Below are 20,042 nucleotides of genomic sequence, written 5' to 3'. Positions count from 1 at the left end.
AGGTGGCCGGATGTTAGTGGAATGAGTGGCCGGATGGCGTGGAATCCGCAGTCGAAACAGAACAATCGTCATGACATTTGGCTATGGCTATGCCTGAACTATCACGAAAAGGTCGGCCTAGATCCCGCCACTTGCAATGGCACTACCATGAGGGACGCCATCGCCCACTTTTTGAAGCGAAATACCCACATGCTTAAGGGGATAAAGCGGGAGAAAGACCGGTTTATGGTCCCAGATGACCATCTCAAGTGGATTGACGGAGGTGAACGGCAGTATCAGTGGCTGCTTCATAAGATCGAAGACATCACTGACTTGAGACGCTCTCGAGGACTGCCCCGAGGACTGGTACATCTCACTGGCAGAAATCATCTCATCGCCATGCTCGATCTCTGGCATGTCGATATCGCAGATAAAGCAGACGAAATCACACGCCTTCGCAAGGATTGGCTTAGGCACAAGGCAGGGGACAGTGATTTCGAGTGGTTTGAAGACAAAAAAGAAGGAGCTCAGCGCTGCAAATGTGCCTGGGAGTGGCTGAAAAAAAATCGTTTATCCCTACTTTCGCTACGGGAGCCTATTAGCAACCACCAAGAACTACTTATGTTCTTCGATCAAGCGGAGTATGGCCCCACCGACCAGAAAGCCATCATCAAGGAGATCAAGCAGCGATGGAGCAAAAAGCAGCATGGCGAACGGACAATGGCGGCGGGCAAGAAGCAAGTTAACGTCGAGCTCTCGTTAACAGCAATCGACCTCCTTGATGAGCTAGCCAAAAAGCACGATCTGACACGACCTCAAGTCCTGGAGCGCCTGATAACCATGGAGTCTGGGCTAGGCATGATAGAAAAACACTTCACCCGCCACGCATCGAAAGATATAGCAGCAGAGACCGACAGCAGTACACCGACGCAGCCAGCTCGCACCCAGGTGATAATTGATGAGAGCCCCGTCGCTTACCCAGCACCTCAGAGCCAACAGGCTCTAGAAGCAAAGCCAGAGCCCAGCTCAGCACTCGTAAGCGATAGCGCCAGCCCATTTGGCAATCATCCTGTTAGTGAAGGGGTGGAGGCACAGCCCAATGCGAGTGTTTCGTCCCACTTCGAGGCAGACAGGCCGCCCCAGAGGGCCCAGGCAGCAACACCAAGCCCGCCCAGCATAGGCGTGCGCCCCCGAAATATTGGGGACGTTATAGAGGAAGAAAAGGCTCGTCGATTGGAGGCTAAGACCGGGGCTGATTAAAACCAGGTCATGCGACACCTTCTCTGGCAGGCGCCGTGCTCCTTGGGCGGCATGGGCTGCTCGCAAAAGCCGCAGCGCGCCCAGGCGGGCCAGCTTTGAACTGGCAGGGCGGGCCAGCCTTGCTGTGCACCGGCACCTGTCCGACATCCATAGCTATTCAATACAGGGTTGCTGCATGACGACGATAGCGTACTGACTGACCGCAGCCGTAAGGCCGCAGATGGTTAGGCCGCGCACGCCATGCGCCTTGAGGAGTTTTTCTTTGTCTAGCGCTCACACTGCTACATCAATGCCCCTTAAAGGGCAGTAGAGTAAAATCACGCAAAAAGAGAGTGGGGGAACAGGTGGGGGAACAGAAGCTATAGAAAGCAGAAAGGCCCCATAAAATGGGGCCTTTAGGTGCAAATATGGCGGAGGCGATGGGATTCGAACTCATGGACCTGTTACAGTCGACGGTTTTCAAGACCGTTGCCTTAAACCACTCGGCCACACCTCCGTATTGCGTTGCGGGCGCCATAATACCTGAATGAAACACACTGTCAAACTCTCTGCATAGCTTGTTACAGAGCGTCTGTTATGATCTTTGCGACTGAACGTTTCAAACCAACAGGAGTGTCGCCATGCGCGAACAGGATTACGCAGTTAATAACAGCGTGCAGGCTGAGCAGCTAGAGGTTAGCCGCGTCCTGCGCAACACTTATGGTTTACTCGCCCTTACGCTCGCATTCAGCGGTGTGATGGCGTTCGTCGCTCAGCAGATGCGTGTCGGCTACCCGAATGTGTTTGTGGTGCTGATCGGCTTCTACGGGCTTTTCTTTCTGACCAACAAGCTCCGTGACTCGGCCTGGGGCCTGGTGTCGGCGTTTGCCCTGACCGGTTTCATGGGGTTCCTGCTGGGGCCGATTCTCAACCGTTATCTGGGCATGCAAGGCGGCGCTGAAGTGGTCAGCTCGGCTTTCGCGATGACCGCACTGGTATTCGGTGGTCTGTCGGCCTATGTGCTGATCACTCGCAAGGACATGAGCTTCCTCGGTGGTTTCATCACCGCTGGTTTCTTCGTCTTGCTGGGCGCGACGCTGGCGGGCATGTTCTTCAAGATCAGCGGTCTGCAACTGGCGATCAGCGCGGGCTTCGTGCTGTTTTCTTCGGTCTGCATTCTGTTCCAGACCAGCGCCATCATTCATGGCGGCGAGCGTAACTACATCATGGCGACCATCAGCCTGTATGTATCGATCTACAACCTGTTCGTCAGCTTGTTGCAGCTGTTCGGCATCATGGGCCGCGATGACTGATCGCCAGCCTTGAGCAAAAAACCCGCTACGGCGGGTTTTTTGTTGTCTGGCATTCGGGCAGGGCTCACTCGGTGACGATGATGCTGCCATCGGCCTGTTGCCGGTAAATGGTATAGGGCAGCAATACAGTGTCGAGAGCACCGGAAATAACGGCGTCTATCAAGACGATAATCGTGGCGTTGTCGTATTTTTTCACGTCGACGCCTGAGCGCAGGGGAGCATACAGCGTACAGAAATCGTAGGTCACGCCGCTGTAGATTCGAGGGACGGCGCCGCAGTAGCTTTTCTGTTCCTTGAGGCTCTTTATGGCGGCATCGTCATGGCGCACCACTGTCTGGAGGGTGCCGCACCCCACGAGCGTCAGTGCCGCCAATAACATCGCCTGAGCTTTCATACCGCCAATCCTTCGCCGGAAAACCCTCAACCTACACCGTTCAAAAAAAACAGCACTCACGCCATCGGTGGCAACCGCCGTTTCACCGGGGTCTTCTTGACGATTGCAGTATTGGTTTCGGCATAGCTGTTGAGGCGGTCGAGCAGGGTGTCCAGCTGTTCCATCGAACGCACGTGCAGGCGCGCGATGAAGCAGTCATCACCGGTGACCTTGTCGCATTCGGTGAACTCGGGAATGGCCTGGATCTGCCGTTCGACATTCTGCAACTGACCGGGCAGCGGGCGAATACGCACGATGGCCTGCAATTGATAACCGAAGCATTTGGGATCGATGTCGACGGTGTAGCCCTTGAGCACGCCACGCTCTTCGAGTCGGCGCAGGCGCTCGGCGACGCTGGGTGATGACAGGCCGCTGATCTGTGCCAAGGCCTTGAGTGAGCGTCGGGAGTCTTCCATGAGGGCTGCGATCAGCAGTTGGTCAATGTCGTCGGTCATACAACCCCCGATTAGGCAAATACTGGAATCTGCCTTGATAAAAAAGGTGAACTGGCAGTTTAGCCTGCATTTGATGCTGGAGTAGCGCCGCGCTGGATTGGCATACTTTGGGCTCATATCGAGGAGCCTGATCATGGATAAAACACTGCGTCGTGGTTCGTTGGAAATGACCGCCGCCATGCTTATTTCCGGAACTATCGGATGGCTCGTGCTGATTTCCGGCCTGCCTGTGCTGGACGTGGTGTTCTGGCGCTGCGTGTTCGGCGCTGCGGCCTTGCTGCTGATTTGCGCAGTGTTCGGCTTTCTGCGCCCGGGCATTCTGAGCCGCACCACATTTTTGCTGGCGGTGCTCAGCGGGGTCGCGATTGTCGGTAACTGGGTGCTGTTGTTTGCCTCCTACTCACGAGCGTCGATTGCTATCGGCACTGCGGTCTATAACGTGCAACCGTTCATGCTGGTCGGTCTGGCAGCATTGTTTCTCGGCGAGAAGATCACCGCGCAAAAGCTGTTCTGGCTCGGGGTTTCTTTTCTCGGGATGCTGGCAATCGTCAGTGCGCATGGCGAGCAGGGAGCGGGGGGCGGTGAATACCTGCAGGGGATCGCACTGGCCTTGGGTGCTGCACTGCTGTATGCCTTTGCCGCGCTGATCATCAAACGCCTGACCGGCACACCGCCGCATTTGATCGCCTTGATACAGGTCTGCACCGGCGTGCTGTTGCTTGCACCCTGGGCGAATTTTTCCGCGTTGCCACAACAACCCAGCGCTTGGGCCAGTTTGCTGACATTGGGCATCGTGCACACCGGCGTGATGTATGTGCTGCTCTACGGCGCGATCCAGAAACTGCCGACGGCGCTGACCGGCGCACTGTCGTTTATCTACCCGATTGCGGCGATTTTCGTAGACTGGTTCGCCTTCGGCCATCGCCTCGAACTGTTGCAGTGGATCGGCGTGGTCGCGATTCTGCTGGCCGCTGCCGGTATGCAACAGGGGTGGGGCAATGGTGTTCGTAAAGTCGCGACGCAGTGACCGGCGCTCAGATTTTCCAGCGCGGCGCAGTCTTCACCAAGCGCTGACGCATGTCATTCAGGTTGGCGGTCAGTTGTCGGGTCAGTAATCGGTAACCGTCCAAAGCGCTGTAGACCGGGGTGCCCATGGCGGTCTGCGGTGCGGTTTCATCGGTCGCGCGCTCCAGGCGTTGTGTCGTACCGGATTGCAACGCCCGGGCCATGCCAATCAGTAAAACGCGAACCTGCCGGTGCTCGGCTTTCAGCGCCAGTTGCAGTTGTGCCATGGCCTGTTCGTCGCTTGCATCGGGACGGGTGTTGGCGAGGATTTCCAGAGTGCTGATGCACATCCGCAAGTTGCGCTGGAGGGCGTCGAGTTCGGTCATGGACATTCGCACTTCCTTGGACACCGACGGCATCAACGAGCGCAGTTGCACCATCATCCCGTTGAGACGGCTGAGCATCTTGAGGTAGTGCTCATCAGTGACCGACTGGCCACTGATGATCCGGCTGTAAATACTCGCGCAGTCGCGCAAGGCACTGGCGAGTTTGTAGCGCCAGGAGTACACCGCGTACAGCGGCAACGCGAAGGAAAAGGCCAGGGCCAGGACGATCCCGATAAGGATATCGACTGTGCGCCAGAGTCCGTCAGTCACCGGGTTGTCGCCGTGTCCGGCAACGATGAATACGGTGATGGCCGACAACAGCGCGGTGTAACCACCCTTGCCAATTGCGTGGTAGGAGAAGAACCCGCAGACCACCGACATACCGAAGTAAGTCAGCCACGGCATGCCGAGCCAGGCCTGCTGCGCCACCAGCAGCAAACCCACGCCTGCGCCGATCAGCGTGCCATATGCGCGCTCGGCGGCTTTTTTGCCGATATTGCCGTGGTGCTGCAAACCTCCAATCACCACCAACATGGTTACCGACGCCCATTCACCATGGGGCAGGTGGATCCCGGTGGTCAGCAGAATCGTCGCCAACAGCCCCAGAGACACCCGAACGGCGTGGATCAGCTTGGCGTTGCGATAGCGCCGGTACGGGTCCAGAAGCGGACGCAGCAGCCGGCGCAGCAACGGAGGCAATCGAGATGATCGAAAGGATGTCATCGGGTTCGCAGGGTGTCCTCGGTGTGCGTGTTAGAAAATATAGTCGGTGGTGAGGAAACTCGACTCCCGTCCGCGGATGATGTCGCTGATCAGCTCCTTGTTGCTCTCCTGGAACTTGGTCGCCACCAGCGTGCGGATCGAGAATGTTCGCAACGCATCGTGCACCGACAGCGTGCCTTCGGCCGAATTCTTGCGCCCGTTGAACGGGAAGGTGTCCGGACCGCGCTGGCACTGGGCGTTGATGTTGATCCGCCCAACCTGATTGGCAAAGATATCCACCAGCCGCCCAACCTCGGCAGGATTGGTGCCGAACAGGCTTAATTGCTGTCCGAAGTCTGACTCGAGGACGTAGTCGATCACCGTATCCAGGTCACGATAAGGGACGATAGGCACCACCGGGCCGAACTGCTCTTCATGATAGACACGCATGTCAGTGGTCACCGGGTACAGCACCGCCGGATAGAAGAATGAACCGCGTGCCTGGCCGCCATTTTCGTTCACTACCTTGGCGCCTTTTCTCACGGCATCGTCCACCAGACCATGTAGGTAATCGACCTTGCCCGACTCCGGCAGCGGGGTTAGCGACACGCCACTTTCCCACGGCATGCCGGGTTTGAGCGAGGCCAGCTTGTGGTTGAATTTCTCGATGAAACGGTCGACCACTTGCTCGTGAACGAAGAGGATCTTCAGCGCAGTGCAGCGCTGGCCATTGAACGAAAGCGAACCGGTGACGGCTTCGCTGACCGCATTGTCCAGATCCACCTCAGGCAGCACGATACCGGGGTTCTTCGCGTCCAGGCCTAAGGCGGCGCGCAAGCGGTGTGGTTTCGGGTGAAGTTTCTTCAGGTCGCTGGCGGCCTTGTTGGTGCCGATGAAGGCAAAGATGTCGATCTTGCCGCTGGCCATCAGCGCGCTGACGGTCTCGCGGCCGCTGCCGTAGATCACGTTGATCACCCCGGCCGGGAAGCTGTCGCGGAACGCTTCCAGCAACGGACGAATCAGCAGGACGCCGAGCTTGGCCGGTTTGAACACCACGGTGTTGCCCATGATCAGCGCCGGAATCAGCGTGGTGAAAGTCTCGTTCAGCGGGTAGTTGTAAGGCCCCATGCACAGGGCAACGCCGAGCGGCACGCGGCGGATTTGGCCGAGCGTGTCCTGTTCCAGTTCAAAACGGCTGGAACGACGGTCGAGTTCCTTGAGGGCGTTGATGGTGTCGACGATGTAATCACAGGTGCGGTCGAACTCTTTTTCCGAGTCCTTGAGGTTCTTGCCGATCTCCCACATCAGCAGCTTGACCACCGCTTCACGCTGTTCGCGCATGCGGGCGAGGAACGCTTCGACATGCTGAATCCGCTCGGCCACCCGCATCGTTGGCCAGTTGCCCTGACCACGATCATAGGCACGGACGGCGGCGTCGAGGGCGGTCAGCGCGGTGTCGGCATCGAGCAATGGCGTGCTGCCGAGAATGACTTGTTCATCGCCATTTTCGCCGGTCAGGTAGACCGGGCTGCGGACGATTGCCAGAGGGCCGTTCCAGATTTTCAGGACGCCATCGACGAGGTATTCGCGTTGCTCGGTCTGCCCGTCGAGACGGTATTGCTCCGGGATGTCGTGGGCGGTCGGGAACAGGTTGCCAAGGATGTTTGCTGTGCTCATGTCGCTACCCCGTCTGGATTGGGTGATGCGGATAAGGTTTTATCGCCAGACACTGCCACGAGGTCAAGACCTGTCAGCCGTGTCTTTTTCAGGAATGACGGCTATGGTTACAAATCATTCTGATACCGCTTTTGGCTCGGCATAGGATGTGCGCCATGATCAATACTGCTGAATCGTTTTATCAGATTGTTTCGGTAGCGGCTACGAGGGATTTTAGCTACAGCAGCACAGTTTCGTGTCTGCACCGCTCTTGCGCCTTTCAACACACACAAATCGTTGCGTGCCGGGTAAACTTCATGCCTTTCCAGAGGAGTTCTCATGAGTTACTACCAGCCGGGCATCCTTGCCACCCCCGTTCCGCCTCAGGCACGTCATTTGTTTTTCGCTCTCGAATCCGCCGAAGCTCTGCCGGCTGCGCTCGAAAACCTGATGAAACAGGTGGACGGCAAGTCGGCAGTGGTGGGTTTTGGCAAGTCGCTGGTCAATGCACTGGGCGCGAAGGTCGCGGGGCTGCGACCGTTCCCGGCGATGATCGGCGTTGGCGTCGATAACCCTTCGACCCAGCACGCGCTGTGGTGCTGGCTGCACGGTGAGGATCGCGGCGAGTTGCTTAACCGCAGCCGTGCCCTTGAAGTCGCGCTGGCTCCAGCGCTGCGGCTGGTGCAGATGAATGAAGCCTTCCGTCACATGAGTGGCCACGACCTGACGGGCTATGAAGACGGTACCGAAAACCCCCATGACGAAGCCGCCGTTGCCGCAGCGCTGGTGGCTGAGGGTGAGAACGGTCAGGTGGGTGGAAGCTTCGCCGCGATCCAGCAGTGGCAGCATGACCTGAACGGTTTTAGTGCGATGCCGTCCCATGAGCAGGACAACATCATTGGTCGCCGCAAGAGCGACAACGAAGAACTCGACGACGCGCCGATCTCCGCTCACGTCAAACGCACGGCCCAGGAAAGCTTCACCCCCGAAGCCTTCATCGTGCGCCGCTCGATGCCGTGGATCGAAGGTGATCGTGCCGGCCTGATGTTCCTGGCCTTCGGTCATTCCTTCAATGCCTTCGAAGCCCAACTGCGCCGCATGAGTGGCCTGGAAGACGGCGTCGTTGACGGTCTGTATCGCATGAGCCGGCCGATCACCGGCGGCTACTACTGGTGCCCGCCGCTCAAGAATGGTCAGCTGGATCTGCGCACACTGAACATCGTCTGAAGACTGGACATCGACACAGGGAGAAGGCGATGAACGTCGTGCGATGGGGAATGATCGGCTGCGGCAGTGTCGCCGAGCGCAAGAGCGGCCCGGCCTTCTACAAGGCGCCGGGTTCGGCGCTGGTGGCGGTGATGGGGCGACGGCTGGAGGCGGTGCAGGACTATGCCGCGCGCCATGGCATCGAACGGTTTTACACCGATGCCGAGTCGCTGATCGCCGACCCTGAAGTGGACGCGGTGTACATTGCAACGCCTCCCGACAGTCACCATGCCTACAGTCTGCTGGTCGCAGCGGCCGGCAAACCTGACGCAAGCCAAGTCAATCGCTGCTCATCGCAACGTCAGGCCGACCTCCAGCGTAAACAGTGCGGACAGGCTTTTTTTCAGTTTGCAGCGGAGACGTAGACTTCGCGGCCGGCGAACCAGGTGCTCAGTACCCGAGTGTCGTGCAGGGCTTTTTCATCGACCTTGAACACATCGCGGTCGACGATAATGAAGTCCGCCTGCTTGCCGGGCTGGAGTGAACCGATCTGTTGTTCCAGGCCGATGGTGCGGGCGGCGTTGACGGTGTAGGCGTAGAGCATGGTCTCGCGGTCGATACCCTCAGCGGCGTTCAACACGCCTTTGGGCCCCACACGGGTGATGGCCTGGGCCATCGCATTGAACGGGTTCGGCGATGACACCGGCCAGTCACTCGCACCGGCAATCGTTGCGCCTTGCTTGAGTAATGAGTGCGCCGGGTACTGATAGCGGAAGGCGAGCGCGCTGACGTACGGCTTGATCATGTCCAGGGTGTACTCGTCAGCCGAGGCCCAGAGCAACTGCATCGAGGCGATCACATTGAGTGGCTTGAAGCGGGCGAACTCCTTGGGGTTGACCAGTTGCAGGTGGGTGATGGAGTGGGTCACGCCGCTTTGCCGATCCTTGCGTGCCTGCTCGATCCCGTTCAACGACTCACGCACTGCACGGTCGCCAATGGCATGAATGTGCACCAACCAGCCACGCTGGTCGGCGGCACTGACCAGTTCACCGAAATGCGCCGGATCAATCAGCAATTCACCCTGTTTGTGCGAGTTGGTGTAGGGGTCGATCAGCGCCGCGCTCTGCGCCGGAAATTCCAATACGCCGTCGGCGAAGATCTTGATGCCGGGCAAGCTCAGGTTCGGGATGTCCTGGAACTGCTTGCGCACTGTGTCCAGCGTGTCCAGATCGGTCGGGCGGCTTCGCGGGTTGGCCACCAACAGCGCCGCGACGTGCGCGCTCATTGCCCCGGTTTCAGACAGCGCCTTGTACACCGGCAAGACACCAACGGTTTTTTCCGTGGGTTTGAGGGCGAACACCGGTTCCCCCGGCGCGGCGTTCGCGGCCGGGTCCATCCAGGCAGTGATGCCCAGACTGTTGTTGTAACGCAGCGCGGCCTGGGCGGCTCGCAGCAGGTCCACCGGACTCGCTTTGGTCATGACCGAAGCGACCCGGTCCCAACCCGCGTCCACCAGAAAACCGTTGGGCGCGCCATTCGCCAGGCGGCCGATGGTGTCACGCTCGGCGGCGGGCAGGGTGTTGATCAACGCAGCATCGATTCCGCCACGCTGGAGCATCACGTTGTTGGCCCAGGCGGTGTGGTGGTCGCTGCCGATGAACACGATCGGCACCTGCATCCATTCACCCTGGTTGAAACGCTGGGAAAAAGCCTCGGCTTGCGCCCAGTAGGTTGAACTCATCCCGGCCATGCTCAACACATCTCCGTGTTTTGCCTTGCCGTCGTCACGCCAACCGCGCAGGCGTTTTTCCAGTTCGTCGAGGCTGACTTGCTCATCTTCCATATTGGCCGAGGCCAGTTCGAGGCCGCCGAAGATCGCGTGTGAGTGGCTGTCGATCAGGCCGGGCATCAGGGTTTTGCCTGCCAGATCGATGACCCGGGTCGAGGGCTCGATCAGCGCCTTGATCTGCGCGTCGCTGCCGACCTGCAGCACTTTGCCGTCCTGCACGGCCAAGGCCTGGACCTTGGGTTGGGCATGGTCGGCAGTGAAGATCTTGCCGTTGATCAACACCAGATCGGCGGCGGCCATGGCTTCCATCGAGGAAAAAGCCACGGCACACGCCAGGAGTGTCGGGATAACTCTATTCATGCGCGGATGCCTTGTTTTTATTCGTCTGGCAGCGAGACTAGTGACTTGGCACGCTGGACAGAACACCTGAAACCAGCAAAACCCTTTTGCCTGAATGGAAAAACCATGGACACGCTCAGTGCCTTGAAAATGTTTGTCGCGACCGCAGAGCACGGCAGCTTCAGCCGTGCCGCGCAGCAACTGGGCAAAACCCCGTCGGCGCTGACCAAAGCGGTCAGTCATCTGGAAGCTGAGCTGGGTGCGCGCTTGTTCGAGCGCAGCACCCGCCGCACGTTGTTGACCGAGGTCGGACGGCTTTATCTGGAGACCGCGCGCCAGGTGCTGCAACGTCTGCAAGAGGTCAGCGAAGAGATCCTGCAGTTGCAGCATGGTTTGCAGGGCACCCTGAAAATCACCGCGCCGCTGGCTTTCGGCAGGGCTTTTCTCGATGAGGCGTGCGCCAGTTTCCTCGATGAGTACCCACAAATCAGTTTGCACATCGACCTGTGCGACGAGTTCGTCGATCTGCTCGAAAGCGGCTACGACCTGGCGTTGCGTGAAGGCCATGACGACCTGCCCGGACAGATCGCCCGAGTCGTCGGTGAGAATCGCCTGGCCCTGTGTGCCAGCCCGGATTATCTGGCGCGCAACCCGATTCCGGTGACGCCGCAGACCCTCGATCAGCATCACTGGCTGCTTTATCGCCATGCAGCCCTGAGCCGTGAATTCTGGTGGGTCGAGCGCGACGGTCAACGACTCAGTTTGCCCCAGCCGTCGCGGCCACGCCTGAAAAGCGACAATTACGACTTGCTGTTGGCCAATGCGCTGGCGGGGCGCGGGTTGCTGCACGCGCCGCTGTGGAGTGCCGCGCCGTATCTGGCGGATGGCCGGCTGGTGCGGTTGATGGCCGACTACGAGATTGATCCGGACGCGTTCGGTTCGCACATCCTGGCGGTGTACCCCAGTCACCGTCGCGCCACTGCCAAGGTGGCGGCTTTCATCGATTTCATTTCGGTTTTTCTGCGGCAGCGCGGCCAGGGCTAAGCGTTACGACTGGCGGTTATTGTCAGGAAAATCCGGAAGGAGTACAAATGTACTCCATGACGACTTTAACTCCCCGCCGTACCGCCATCCTGACCTTCATCCGCGAGCGCATCGCGCAACAAGGTCAGTCACCGAGCCTCGCTGAAATCAGCGAGGCGTTCGGTTTTGCCTCACGCAGCGTGGCGCGCAAGCATGTGGTGGCGCTGACCGAGGCCGGTTTTATCGAGGTCAATCCGCATCAGGCCCGCGGTATTCGCTTGCTCAATCAGCCGCGTCGCCCCGAGTTGCTGGACATCCCGGTACTCGGGCGGGTGGCCGCCGGTGCGCCGATGGGCGTCGATGCCGAGGTTCACAGCCGCTTGTGGCTGGATCCGGCAATGTTCTCGCGCACACCGGACTACCTGCTGCGGGTTCAGGGCGACTCGATGATCGGTGACGGCATCCTCGACGGTGATCTGGTGGGTGTGCGCCGCAGTGCCGAGGTGCGGAACGGCCAGATTGTCGTCGCGCGGCTTGAGGGTGAAGTCACCATCAAGCGCTTTGAGCGGGTAGGGGACAGCGTACGGTTACTGCCCCGCAACCCGGCTTACAGCCCCATTGTGGTCACCGCCGATCAGGACCTGGCGATTGAAGGGGTGTTCTGTGGTCTGGTGAGGCAAGGGTGATGGGCGCCGTCGTTGCGCTGGATACGCTGTTCAATGGTGGCCAGGTCTGGAAAGGCCGGCCCGCGCCGCCGAGCATCAGCCCGCAGCCGACCGGGCATGCGGCACTGGACGCGGCTTTGCCCAGCGGCGGCTGGCCGGAAGCGGCGCTGAGCGAAATTCTCGTCGCCGGGCAGGGCGTGGGTGAGTTGCAACTGGTATGGCCAACCTTGGCTCGACTGACGACCGCCGGTGAGCGGGTGGTGCTGGTAGCGCCGCCGTATGTGCCGTATCCCCAGGCTTGGCAGAACGCCGGGGTGGATCTGCGGCAGTTGTCGATCATCCAGGCCAGTGACCGCGAGGCACTGTGGGCGGCGGAACAATGCCTGCGTTCAGGCAGTTGCGGGGCGGTGTTGTGCTGGCCGCAACAGGCGGATGACCGCGCCTTGCGCCGTTTGCAGGTGGCGGCGGAAACCGGGCAGACCCTGGCGTTTGCCTATCGCTCGATCAAGGACGCCATCAATCCTTCGCCGGCAGCCCTGCGCATCGCCATCGATTCAAGGCCCGCGCAGTTAAGGGTGCTCAAGTGCCGTGGCGGGCTGGCCCGTTCGGCACCGATTGCCTTCGCCACGGGGCAGTGAGGTTGGCATGCGCTGGGTCTGTATCCTTTTCCCGCAGTTGGCGCTGGACGTGGTGTTGCGTCAGCGCAGCGATCCTGACGAACCGCTGGTGCTGCTGAGCGGCCCGGCGCAGCGGCGGGTGTTGCAAGCGGTCAATGCACCGGCGCGAGCATTGGGGCTGCGCCCGGGCCAGTCGATGACCGCCGCCCAGGCCTTGAGCAAGGCCTTTGTCAGCGCCGACTATGACGTGGCCGAAATCGAGCATTGGCAGCAGTTTCTCGCCGCCTGGGCCTATCGCTTCAGCTCCCAGGTCAGCGTGCATTACCCGCGTGCGGTGCTGTTTGAAATCGAGTCGAGCCTGAGGCTGTTCGGGCCTTGGTCGCAGTTCGAGGCGCGGTTGCGCGCAGAGCTCACGGCGCTGGGGTTTCGCCATCGACTGGTCGCGGCGCCCAACCCGCTGGCTGCACGGGTCCTGGCCAATGTCTACGACGGTCTGGCGGTGCCGGACAATGACGCGCTAAGGCAATTGCTCGGGCAGATGCCTGTCGAGCGGATCGGGCTTGAGCAAACGGTCGCCACCGCACTATCGCGCATGGGCTTGCGCACCTTGAGTCAGGTTCAGACGCTGCCGCGTCAAACCCTGGCCCGACGCTTTGAAGCGCAAGTGCTCAAGCACCTTGATACCGTGTTGGGTGAGCGACCGCTGGCCCTGGGGTTTTACCTGCCACCGGACCGTTTCGATGTGCGGATCGAACTGAATTTCGATGTGCAATCCCATCAGGCATTGCTGTTCCCCTTGCGCCGGCTGACCGCTGATCTTTCGGCGTTCCTCTGTGGTCGGGACAGCGGTGTGCAGTGCTTTGATCTGCACCTGGAACACACCGGGTTGCCGGATACGCTGATCAAGGTCGGCCTGCTGAGCGCCGAGCGCGACCCGGCGATGCTCTTCGAACTGGCCCGTGGTCGGCTGGAACAGGTGCAGGTCGAGGCGCCGGTGCGCGGTTTTCGGCTGTCGGCGCAGGATTTGCCAAGTTTCGTCCCGCAGCGCCGGGAGCTGTTCGACGAACGCCCGCAACAGTCCTTGCCCTGGGAACAACTGCGCGAACGCTTGCGTGCGCGGCTCGGGGATGAGGCGGTGCAGGGCCTGGGTTTTCAGTCCGATCATCGACCGGAGTGTGCCTGGCTGCCGAATGCACAGCCTCAGGCCTGTCCGGTGCTGCCTGATGTACAACGTCCCGGCTGGTTGCTGACCGAGCCATTGCCCATGCACGAAGGCTCGGCGCGCATCCTCATGGGGCCGGAGCGCATCGAGTCTGGCTGGTGGGATGGCGCCGACGTGCGCCGCGATTACTACCTGATCGAAACCCGCGCAGGCTCGAAGGCCTGGGCCTATCGTGCGGTGGGCGAGGCCGGACCGCTGTGGCTGCAAGGCTGGTTCGCATGAGCGCCGACTATGCCGAACTGCACTGCCTGTCGAACTTCAGTTTCCAGCGGGGTGCATCGAGTGCCCACGAGCTGTTCGAACGGGCCAAACGTCAGGGTTACCAAGCCCTGGCGATCACCGACGAGTGCACCCTGGCCGGCATCGTCCGTGCCTGGCAAGCGGCCAAGGCGCTGGAATTGCCGTTGATCATCGGCAGTGAAATGCGCATCGAAAACGGTCCCAAGCTGGTGCTGCTGGTGGAGAACCTTGAGGGTTATCAGGCCCTGTGCCGGCTGATCACCCATGCCCGGCGGCGTACGGAAAAAGGCCAGTACCGGGTGCTGCGCGAAGACTTCAACGGGCCATTGCCCGGTCTGCTGGCACTATGGGTGCCGGATACGATTGACACGCTGGAGCACGGCGCCTGGCTGAAAGGTATTTTCGGCGAGCGGCTGTGGCTGGCGGTTGAGCTGCACTGCGGACAGAACGATGCCCGTCGTCTGGCCGATTTGCAGGCCTTGGCTGCCCGCTTGCAGATTCCGGCGGTGGCCAGCGGCGATGTGCACATGCATGCCCGTGGTCGGCGTGCATTGCAGGACACCATGACGGCGATTCGTCTGCATGTGCGGGTCGCCGACGCCGGGCAGCGTTTGCATCCCAATGGCGAACGGCACTTGCGCAGCCTTGAGGCGTTGCGCGAGCTGTATCCAGCGTGGTTGCTTGAAGAAACGCTGATCATTGCCCGACGTTGTACTTTCGACCTCGGCCAGTTGCGCTACCAATACCCGCGTGAACTGGTGCCCGAAGGGCAGACGCCGACTTCCTGGCTGCGTCGATTGACCGAACAGGGCCTGTGCCGGCGTTGGCCTGAAGGGCCGGACAGCACGGTCATGGCGCTGATCGAAAAGGAACTGAAACTGATCGCTGAGCTCGGTTACGAGAGTTATTTTCTCACCGTCGAAGACATCGTCAGCTTCGCCCGCAGCCAGCGCATTCTGTGTCAGGGGCGCGGCTCGGCCGCCAACTCGGCGGTGTGTTACGCGCTGGGAGTCACCGAAATCGACCCGAGCCGGACGAGCATGCTGTTCGAGCGGTTCCTCTCCAAAGAGCGCAACGAGCCGCCGGATATCGACGTCGATTTCGAGCATGAGCGTCGTGAAGAAGTCTTGCAGTACGTGTTCCAGCGTTACGGCAGGACGCGGGCCGCGCTGACGGCGGTGGTCAGCACTTACCACGGTGCCGGTGCGATCCGCGACGTGGCCAAGGCCCTCGGTTTACCGCCGGATCAGGTCAATGCGCTGGCCGATTGCTGCGGCCATTGGAGCGACGATGTACCGCCGCTGGAGCGCCTGCGCGAAGGTGGCTTCGACCCGGACAGCCCGGTACTGCGCCAGGTGCTGAGCCTGACCCGGCAGTTGATCGGCTTCCCCCGGCATTTGTCTCAGCACCCGGGCGGTTTCGTGATTTCCGAGCAGCCGCTGGACAGCCTGGTGCCCGTGGAAAACGCTGCCATGGCCGAGCGCACGATCATCCAGTGGGACAAGGACGACCTGGACATGGTCGGCCTGCTCAAGGTCGACATACTTGCCCTCGGCATGCTCAGCGCCATTCGCCGCTGCTTCGACTTGCTGCGCTACCACCGCGGGCGAGACCTGAGCCTGGCAACGATACCGTCCGAGGACCCGCAAACCTACGAGATGATCAGTCGCGCCGACACCATCGGGGTGTTCCAGATCGAGTCCCGGGCGCAGATGTCGATGTTACCGCGGCTCAAACCTCAGAATTTCTATGACCTGGTGATCGAAGTGGCCATCGTTCGTCCCGGTCCGATCCAGGGCGGGATGGTGCACCCGTACCTGCGGCGACGTAACAAGGAAGAGCCGGAAACCTATCCCTCGGTGCAATTGGAGGCCGTGCTCAAACGCACCCTCGGCGTACCGTTGTTTCAGGAACAGGTCATGCAGATCGCGATTGTGGCCGCCGACTACAGTCCCGGCGAGGCCGATCAGTTGCGCCGTTCCATGGCGGCCTGGAAACGCCATGGCGGTCTTGAACCACACCAGAAGCGCCTTCGCGAAGGCATGCTGAAAAACGGTTACACAGAGGAGTTCGCCGCGCAGATCTTCGAGCAGATCAAGGGTTTTGGCAGCTACGGTTTTCCCGAGTCCCATGCCGCCAGTTTCGCTTTGCTGACCTACGCCAGTTGCTGGTTGAAATGCCATGAGCCGGCGGCGTTTGCCTGTGCGCTGATCAACAGTTGGCCGATGGGCTTCTACAGCCCGGACCAGATTCTCCAGGACGCTCGTCGGCATCATTTGCAGATCCAGCCGGTGGACGTAGCCGCCAGCGATTGGGATTGCAGCCTGGAGCCGATTGACGGCGAACAACCGGCGATTCGCCTGGGGTTGCGGATGATCAAGGGCTTTCGCGAGGACGATGCGCGTCGCATCGAAGCAGCGCGTTTGCAGGGCGAATTCATCGACATCGCCGACCTGGGCGAACGCGCCCGACTCGATGCTCGTGCGCAAGAGCAACTGGCCGACGCCGGAGCGTTGCGCAGGTTGGCCGGTGATCGCCATCGGGCACGCTGGGAAGTGGCGGGGGTGCAGAAACAACTTGGGTTGTTCGCCGGGTTGCCGAGCCAGGAAGAGCCTTGCGTGGTGTTGCCCAAACCGACCGTGAGTGAAGATCTGCAAGCCGACTACAGCAGCGTCGGTACGACCCTCGGCCCGCATCCGCTGGCGTTGTTGCGTGATGAGTTGCGTGCCCGACGTTGCCGCAGTTCGCGGGAGTTGCTGGAGGTCGAACATGGGCGCAACGTCAGCGTCGCCGGTCTGGTCACCGGCCGCCAACGCCCGGGCACGGCCAGTGGCGTGACCTTTGTGACCCTTGAAGACGAGTTTGGCAACATCAACGTCGTGGTCTGGCGCGACCTCGCCGAGCGTCAACGCAAAGCCCTGATCGGCTCGCAACTGCTCAAGATCGACGGCCGCTGGGAAAAGGTCGGCGAGGTCCGGCACCTGATCGCCGGACGCTTGAGCGACCTGAGCCCGTTGCTCAACGGCATCAGTGTTCACAGTCGGGATTTTCATTGAGATCATTGAGGCTTAAAGCCCGCCAAAGATGATTTCCCGTCAGCTGCCGACACACGGTGCTCAACACCGCAGCGGACACGAGACTATTCTGGTGGGTGAGGGCGCTGACAATATCGACACGTCCGACCAACGGGCACCGCTGGTCTGATTGATAGTCGACAGCAACCGCCGAGCGAGGCCATTCTGATAACTGGCGAGCGCACGCAAAGGCGTTCGCCACCGATCAACAAACGGAGGTGTTCCATGCCGGTGAATCATGACCTGTATCAGGACCTGAGCTGCTCAAAGGAAGTCATTCAGCAAAAGCGTGCAAATGATCCTCACCTGAACGCGCTGCTGGATAAATATTCGGAAATCGACAACCGGGTCCTAAAGGCAGAAGCCCAGGCTCAGGCAGATGACGAAGTAAGGAAGCTCAAGGAAAAGCGCCTTTCGATTAAAGACGAAATATCCCAAAGATTGAACGGTTCTGCCAGAACGTGACCAACGTGGGGGGCGCCGTGTCGCCCCCTGTTCGGCAGTCTGCATGCACGCGTTGATTCAATGTGGTGTGTTGCGCGTCAGGCGACTGCTCCTGTCTGGGCCGGTATCGTCTGTTGCACCTTGTCGCGCAGGGCCAGCATTGAGGCTGCCGATTCGCGCTCGATACGCCGCTTGAGCAGCAGTTGATTGACCAGGCGCATCAGCCGTCCGCTGAAGCGGTATTCCAGGGTACGCACGAAGCGCGTGCCGTCACCCTCGCTGGCGCATTCATAAGTCAGCTGCAACTCCAGACCATGATCACCCTGAGCGCGAGCGCTCCAACGCCGGCCCGGCAAATACTCGTCGACCTCCCAGCTCAAATGCCCGGCCCGCCCACCCGCATGAATATCCTCTTCAAAACGTGACCCCGCGTGCAGCGGTCCTGGCTGGCCGTCGACTTTCAGCGATGAAGGGTGCCACTCAGGCCAACGCGTCGCGGTGCTGGCGTAGGCGAGCACGGCGATCGGGTCGCGTTCGATGTCGATCCGGTGTTGCAGGCGGGTCATGGGCGCGCGCCGTGTTTGAAGGTGCGAATGATCGGGTTCGGCTTCCCAATACAGTGTGCCGAACAGGTAGTCCATCAGCGGAAAAACGATGTTGAAATTGCGCTCCTGCATCAGCTCGCGACGGTGATGCAGTGCATGCAGGCGGCGCATCTGACGAATCCACGGCAGGCGGGTGACGGGATTGCCTGGCGGCAGATGCTCGCAGGCGTGAAACACCTCATAGGTCAGGTAGCCGAGGATCATGCAGCCGGCGAACAGTCCGGCGACGTTGCCATTGAGGTGTTTGAGCAGCCACCAGGCGGGCAGGGCGATCGCCAGGCTGTGCAGCACGATCAGCCATGCCGGAAACAGAATCACCCGCCAGTCGCGCGCAGAATCGTAGGTCATGTAGCCGGGGGCGAAAAAACTGTGGTGATCGCCCGCGTGTCGGGCATAGAACAACCGCGCAAAGGCCTTTTTGTGATGGCCCAGATGCCGGTGGACCACGTAGACCGCGAAATTGAAAAACAACAGCGTCAGCGGTACCGCCAGCCACTCCAGCGGTTGCACCTGATGCATGGTGCTCCAGAACAGCGTGATGCCCAGCACACCGAAGGCCAATACAAAACCGCCGTGCAGCCATGGGTTGTAGAACCGATGAATATCGGCCCGGTACCGGGCACGAAACGCCTGCGTGGTTTGCCTCACCGCGATCACCTGTTGTCGTTGTTATTAACGAAAGACTAGTCGCGGAGAAATTATTCAGCCAATGGATGTCGGGAATGGGTAGCTATTCACGCCGAACGGGTGTGGATGTTGCTCAGATCAACGGATCCCAGCGCTGCGACCAGTCGCTGTCGGTCTTGACCAGTTCGCGCAACAACTCGAACGCCTGTTGCAACACCGCCGAGTCGCGATCCCGCGAGTACACCAGATAGGTCGGGTAACTGAATTCCGGGGCTTTGGGCACCCGTTCCAGCACGCCGCTGTCGAGGTAGGTCTGAACCACCCGAGTGCGGAAATAACCGGTGCCACCGTTTTGCAGGATGTATTGCAGCGCCAGCGGGCCGAGGTTGAAACTCAGCGCGGCTTTGGCCTTGTCCGGCAGCGCCGCGTCGTGCTGGCGCCGGAATTCTTTGCCCCAGTCGATATAGACGTAGGGTTCGGGCCTGGATGGCAGGCGCACCAGGATGAGTTTCTCCTCCAGCAGTTGCTCCACTTGCAGCTGCGGCCAGTACTCGGGTTGAAACACCAGTGCGGCATCCAGAACGCCCAATTCCAGTTGGCGCAGCAGGTTTTCGCCGTCACGGATTTCCGTGCGCAAGGCGTGACTGGGGATCTTCTCGCGCAGTTCGCGGGCCCAACTGAGCATCAACGGGTTGCACAAACTGACCTCGCCGCCGATGTGCAGCACATTGCGGTAGCCTTCCGGCAACGGCAAATCCCGGCGCGCCGCTTCCCATGTCTGTACCAATTGATTGGCGTACACCACGAAGGCCTCGCCATCCGCGGTCAGGCGAGCGCCAGCGCGGTTGCGCACGAACAAGGTGCTGGCGAGCTGGCTTTCGAGCTTCTGCACCCGAGCGGTGATCGCGGTCTGGGTGACGTGCAGCTTATCGGCGGCGGCCGCAAGACTGCCGCAGCGAACGATTTCCAGAAAGGTACGGGCGAGATCGATGTCCATAAGCAGTCGCTGAGGTGAAGAGCCCG

The 20,042-nt window shown here is 60.4% G+C and carries 17 protein-coding genes, 1 tRNA gene and 1 pseudogene; 11 read left to right on the top strand and 8 right to left on the bottom strand.

Annotation, left to right across the window (positions count from 1 at the left end; translation table 11 throughout):
- The coding region (locus BK658_RS02195) for a hypothetical protein (RefSeq protein WP_221178586.1) at positions 1-1,239 on the top strand (1,239 nt) is incomplete at its 5' end.
- A gap of 408 nt (positions 1,240-1,647) precedes the next feature.
- On the opposite strand, the gene BK658_RS02190 is transcribed toward BK658_RS02195, so the two are convergent.
- A tRNA-Ser gene (locus BK658_RS02190) sits at positions 1,648-1,735 on the bottom strand.
- A gap of 124 nt (positions 1,736-1,859) precedes the next feature.
- Between BK658_RS02190 and BK658_RS02185 the strand changes: the two genes are divergently transcribed.
- On the top strand, positions 1,860-2,531 hold the full coding sequence (locus BK658_RS02185) for a Bax inhibitor-1/YccA family protein (RefSeq protein ID WP_054596977.1): 672 nt from the start codon (positions 1,860-1,862) through the stop codon (positions 2,529-2,531).
- A gap of 64 nt (positions 2,532-2,595) precedes the next feature.
- Here BK658_RS02185 and BK658_RS02180 read toward each other — a convergent pair whose 3' ends face one another.
- Both BK658_RS02180 and BK658_RS02175 read right to left on the bottom strand, forming a co-directional pair.
- A complete protein-coding gene (locus BK658_RS02180; RefSeq protein ID WP_123580768.1) occupies positions 2,596-2,925 on the bottom strand; it encodes a YceK/YidQ family lipoprotein in 330 nt (109 codons plus the stop codon).
- 56 nt (positions 2,926-2,981) lie between these two features.
- Positions 2,982-3,419 carry an Lrp/AsnC family transcriptional regulator gene (locus tag BK658_RS02175; RefSeq protein ID WP_019690796.1) on the bottom strand — a complete coding sequence of 146 codons (438 nt, stop codon included), beginning with the start codon at positions 3,417-3,419 and terminating at the stop codon, positions 2,982-2,984.
- Positions 3,420-3,552: 133 nt separating this feature from the next.
- Here BK658_RS02175 and BK658_RS02170 point away from each other — a divergent pair, with 133 nt between their 5' ends.
- Complete coding sequence (locus tag BK658_RS02170) at positions 3,553-4,446, top strand: DMT family transporter (RefSeq protein WP_123580765.1); 894 nt, start codon at positions 3,553-3,555, stop codon at positions 4,444-4,446.
- 7 nt (positions 4,447-4,453) lie between these two features.
- Here BK658_RS02170 and BK658_RS02165 read toward each other — a convergent pair whose 3' ends face one another.
- Together BK658_RS02165 and BK658_RS02160 are read right to left on the bottom strand one after the other, a co-directional pair.
- Complete coding sequence (locus BK658_RS02165) at positions 4,454-5,500, bottom strand: FUSC family protein (protein WP_123580764.1); 1,047 nt, start codon at positions 5,498-5,500, stop codon at positions 4,454-4,456.
- 63 nt (positions 5,501-5,563) lie between these two features.
- Entirely contained in the window at positions 5,564-7,189 is a 1,626-nt protein-coding gene (locus tag BK658_RS02160) for an NADP-dependent glyceraldehyde-3-phosphate dehydrogenase (RefSeq protein ID WP_123580762.1), read from the bottom strand.
- Positions 7,190-7,507: 318 nt separating this feature from the next.
- Here BK658_RS02160 and BK658_RS02155 point away from each other — a divergent pair, with 318 nt between their 5' ends.
- Together BK658_RS02155 and BK658_RS02150 are read left to right on the top strand one after the other, a co-directional pair.
- Entirely contained in the window at positions 7,508-8,395 is an 888-nt protein-coding gene (locus BK658_RS02155) for a Dyp-type peroxidase (RefSeq protein WP_123580760.1), read from the top strand.
- Positions 8,396-8,424: 29 nt separating this feature from the next.
- Positions 8,425-8,697: pseudogene (locus BK658_RS02150) on the top strand (Gfo/Idh/MocA family protein); the annotation flags it as partial.
- 80 nt (positions 8,698-8,777) lie between these two features.
- On the opposite strand, the gene BK658_RS02145 reads toward BK658_RS02150, so the two are convergent.
- A complete protein-coding gene (locus BK658_RS02145; protein WP_123580758.1) occupies positions 8,778-10,523 on the bottom strand; it encodes an amidohydrolase in 1,746 nt (581 codons plus the stop codon).
- A gap of 105 nt (positions 10,524-10,628) precedes the next feature.
- On the opposite strand from BK658_RS02145, the gene BK658_RS02140 reads away from it, so the two are divergent.
- The 6 genes from BK658_RS02140 (at position 10,629) to BK658_RS02115 (ending at position 17,808) form a co-directional block, all read left to right on the top strand.
- Positions 10,629-11,546 carry a LysR family transcriptional regulator gene (locus BK658_RS02140; RefSeq protein WP_123580756.1) on the top strand — a complete coding sequence of 306 codons (918 nt, stop codon included), beginning with the start codon at positions 10,629-10,631 and terminating at the stop codon, positions 11,544-11,546.
- A 47-nt stretch (positions 11,547-11,593) separates the two neighbouring features.
- Complete coding sequence (lexA, locus tag BK658_RS02135) at positions 11,594-12,211, top strand: transcriptional repressor LexA (RefSeq protein WP_123580755.1); 618 nt, start codon at positions 11,594-11,596, stop codon at positions 12,209-12,211.
- Positions 12,211-12,828 (top strand): translesion DNA synthesis-associated protein ImuA, encoded by a 618-nt coding sequence (gene imuA / locus BK658_RS02130; protein ID WP_054596986.1) that lies wholly within the window; start codon positions 12,211-12,213, stop codon positions 12,826-12,828. The genes lexA and imuA overlap by 1 nt, the downstream gene beginning before the upstream one ends.
- Positions 12,829-12,835: 7 nt before the next feature.
- Entirely contained in the window at positions 12,836-14,251 is a 1,416-nt protein-coding gene (locus BK658_RS02125) for a Y-family DNA polymerase (RefSeq protein WP_123580753.1), read from the top strand.
- Positions 14,227-17,325 (top strand): error-prone DNA polymerase, encoded by a 3,099-nt coding sequence (locus BK658_RS02120; protein ID WP_221178585.1) that lies wholly within the window; start codon positions 14,227-14,229, stop codon positions 17,323-17,325. Before BK658_RS02125 ends, BK658_RS02120 begins: the two co-directional genes overlap by 25 nt.
- Positions 17,326-17,568: 243 nt before the next feature.
- Positions 17,569-17,808: an HP1242/YdcH family protein gene (locus BK658_RS02115; protein ID WP_123580749.1), complete on the top strand. Its 240-nt coding sequence runs from the start codon at positions 17,569-17,571 to the stop codon at positions 17,806-17,808.
- 77 nt (positions 17,809-17,885) lie between these two features.
- Here the strand turns inward: BK658_RS02115 and BK658_RS02110 are convergent, their stop codons facing one another.
- Positions 17,886-19,040: a sterol desaturase/SRPBCC family protein gene (locus tag BK658_RS02110; protein WP_123580793.1), complete on the bottom strand. Its 1,155-nt coding sequence runs from the start codon at positions 19,038-19,040 to the stop codon at positions 17,886-17,888.
- A gap of 112 nt (positions 19,041-19,152) precedes the next feature.
- Entirely contained in the window at positions 19,153-20,016 is an 864-nt protein-coding gene (locus BK658_RS02105; RefSeq protein ID WP_123580748.1) for a LysR family transcriptional regulator, read from the bottom strand.
- Positions 20,017-20,042: the final 26 nt, after the last annotated feature.

The sequence above is a fragment of the Pseudomonas brassicacearum genome (genome assembly GCF_003732175.1).
GTDB classification, from domain to species: domain Bacteria; phylum Pseudomonadota; class Gammaproteobacteria; order Pseudomonadales; family Pseudomonadaceae; genus Aquipseudomonas; species Aquipseudomonas brassicacearum_G.
The sequence above is the reverse complement of the archived record's forward strand: the minus strand, read 5'-3'. Positions and strand labels throughout refer to the sequence as shown.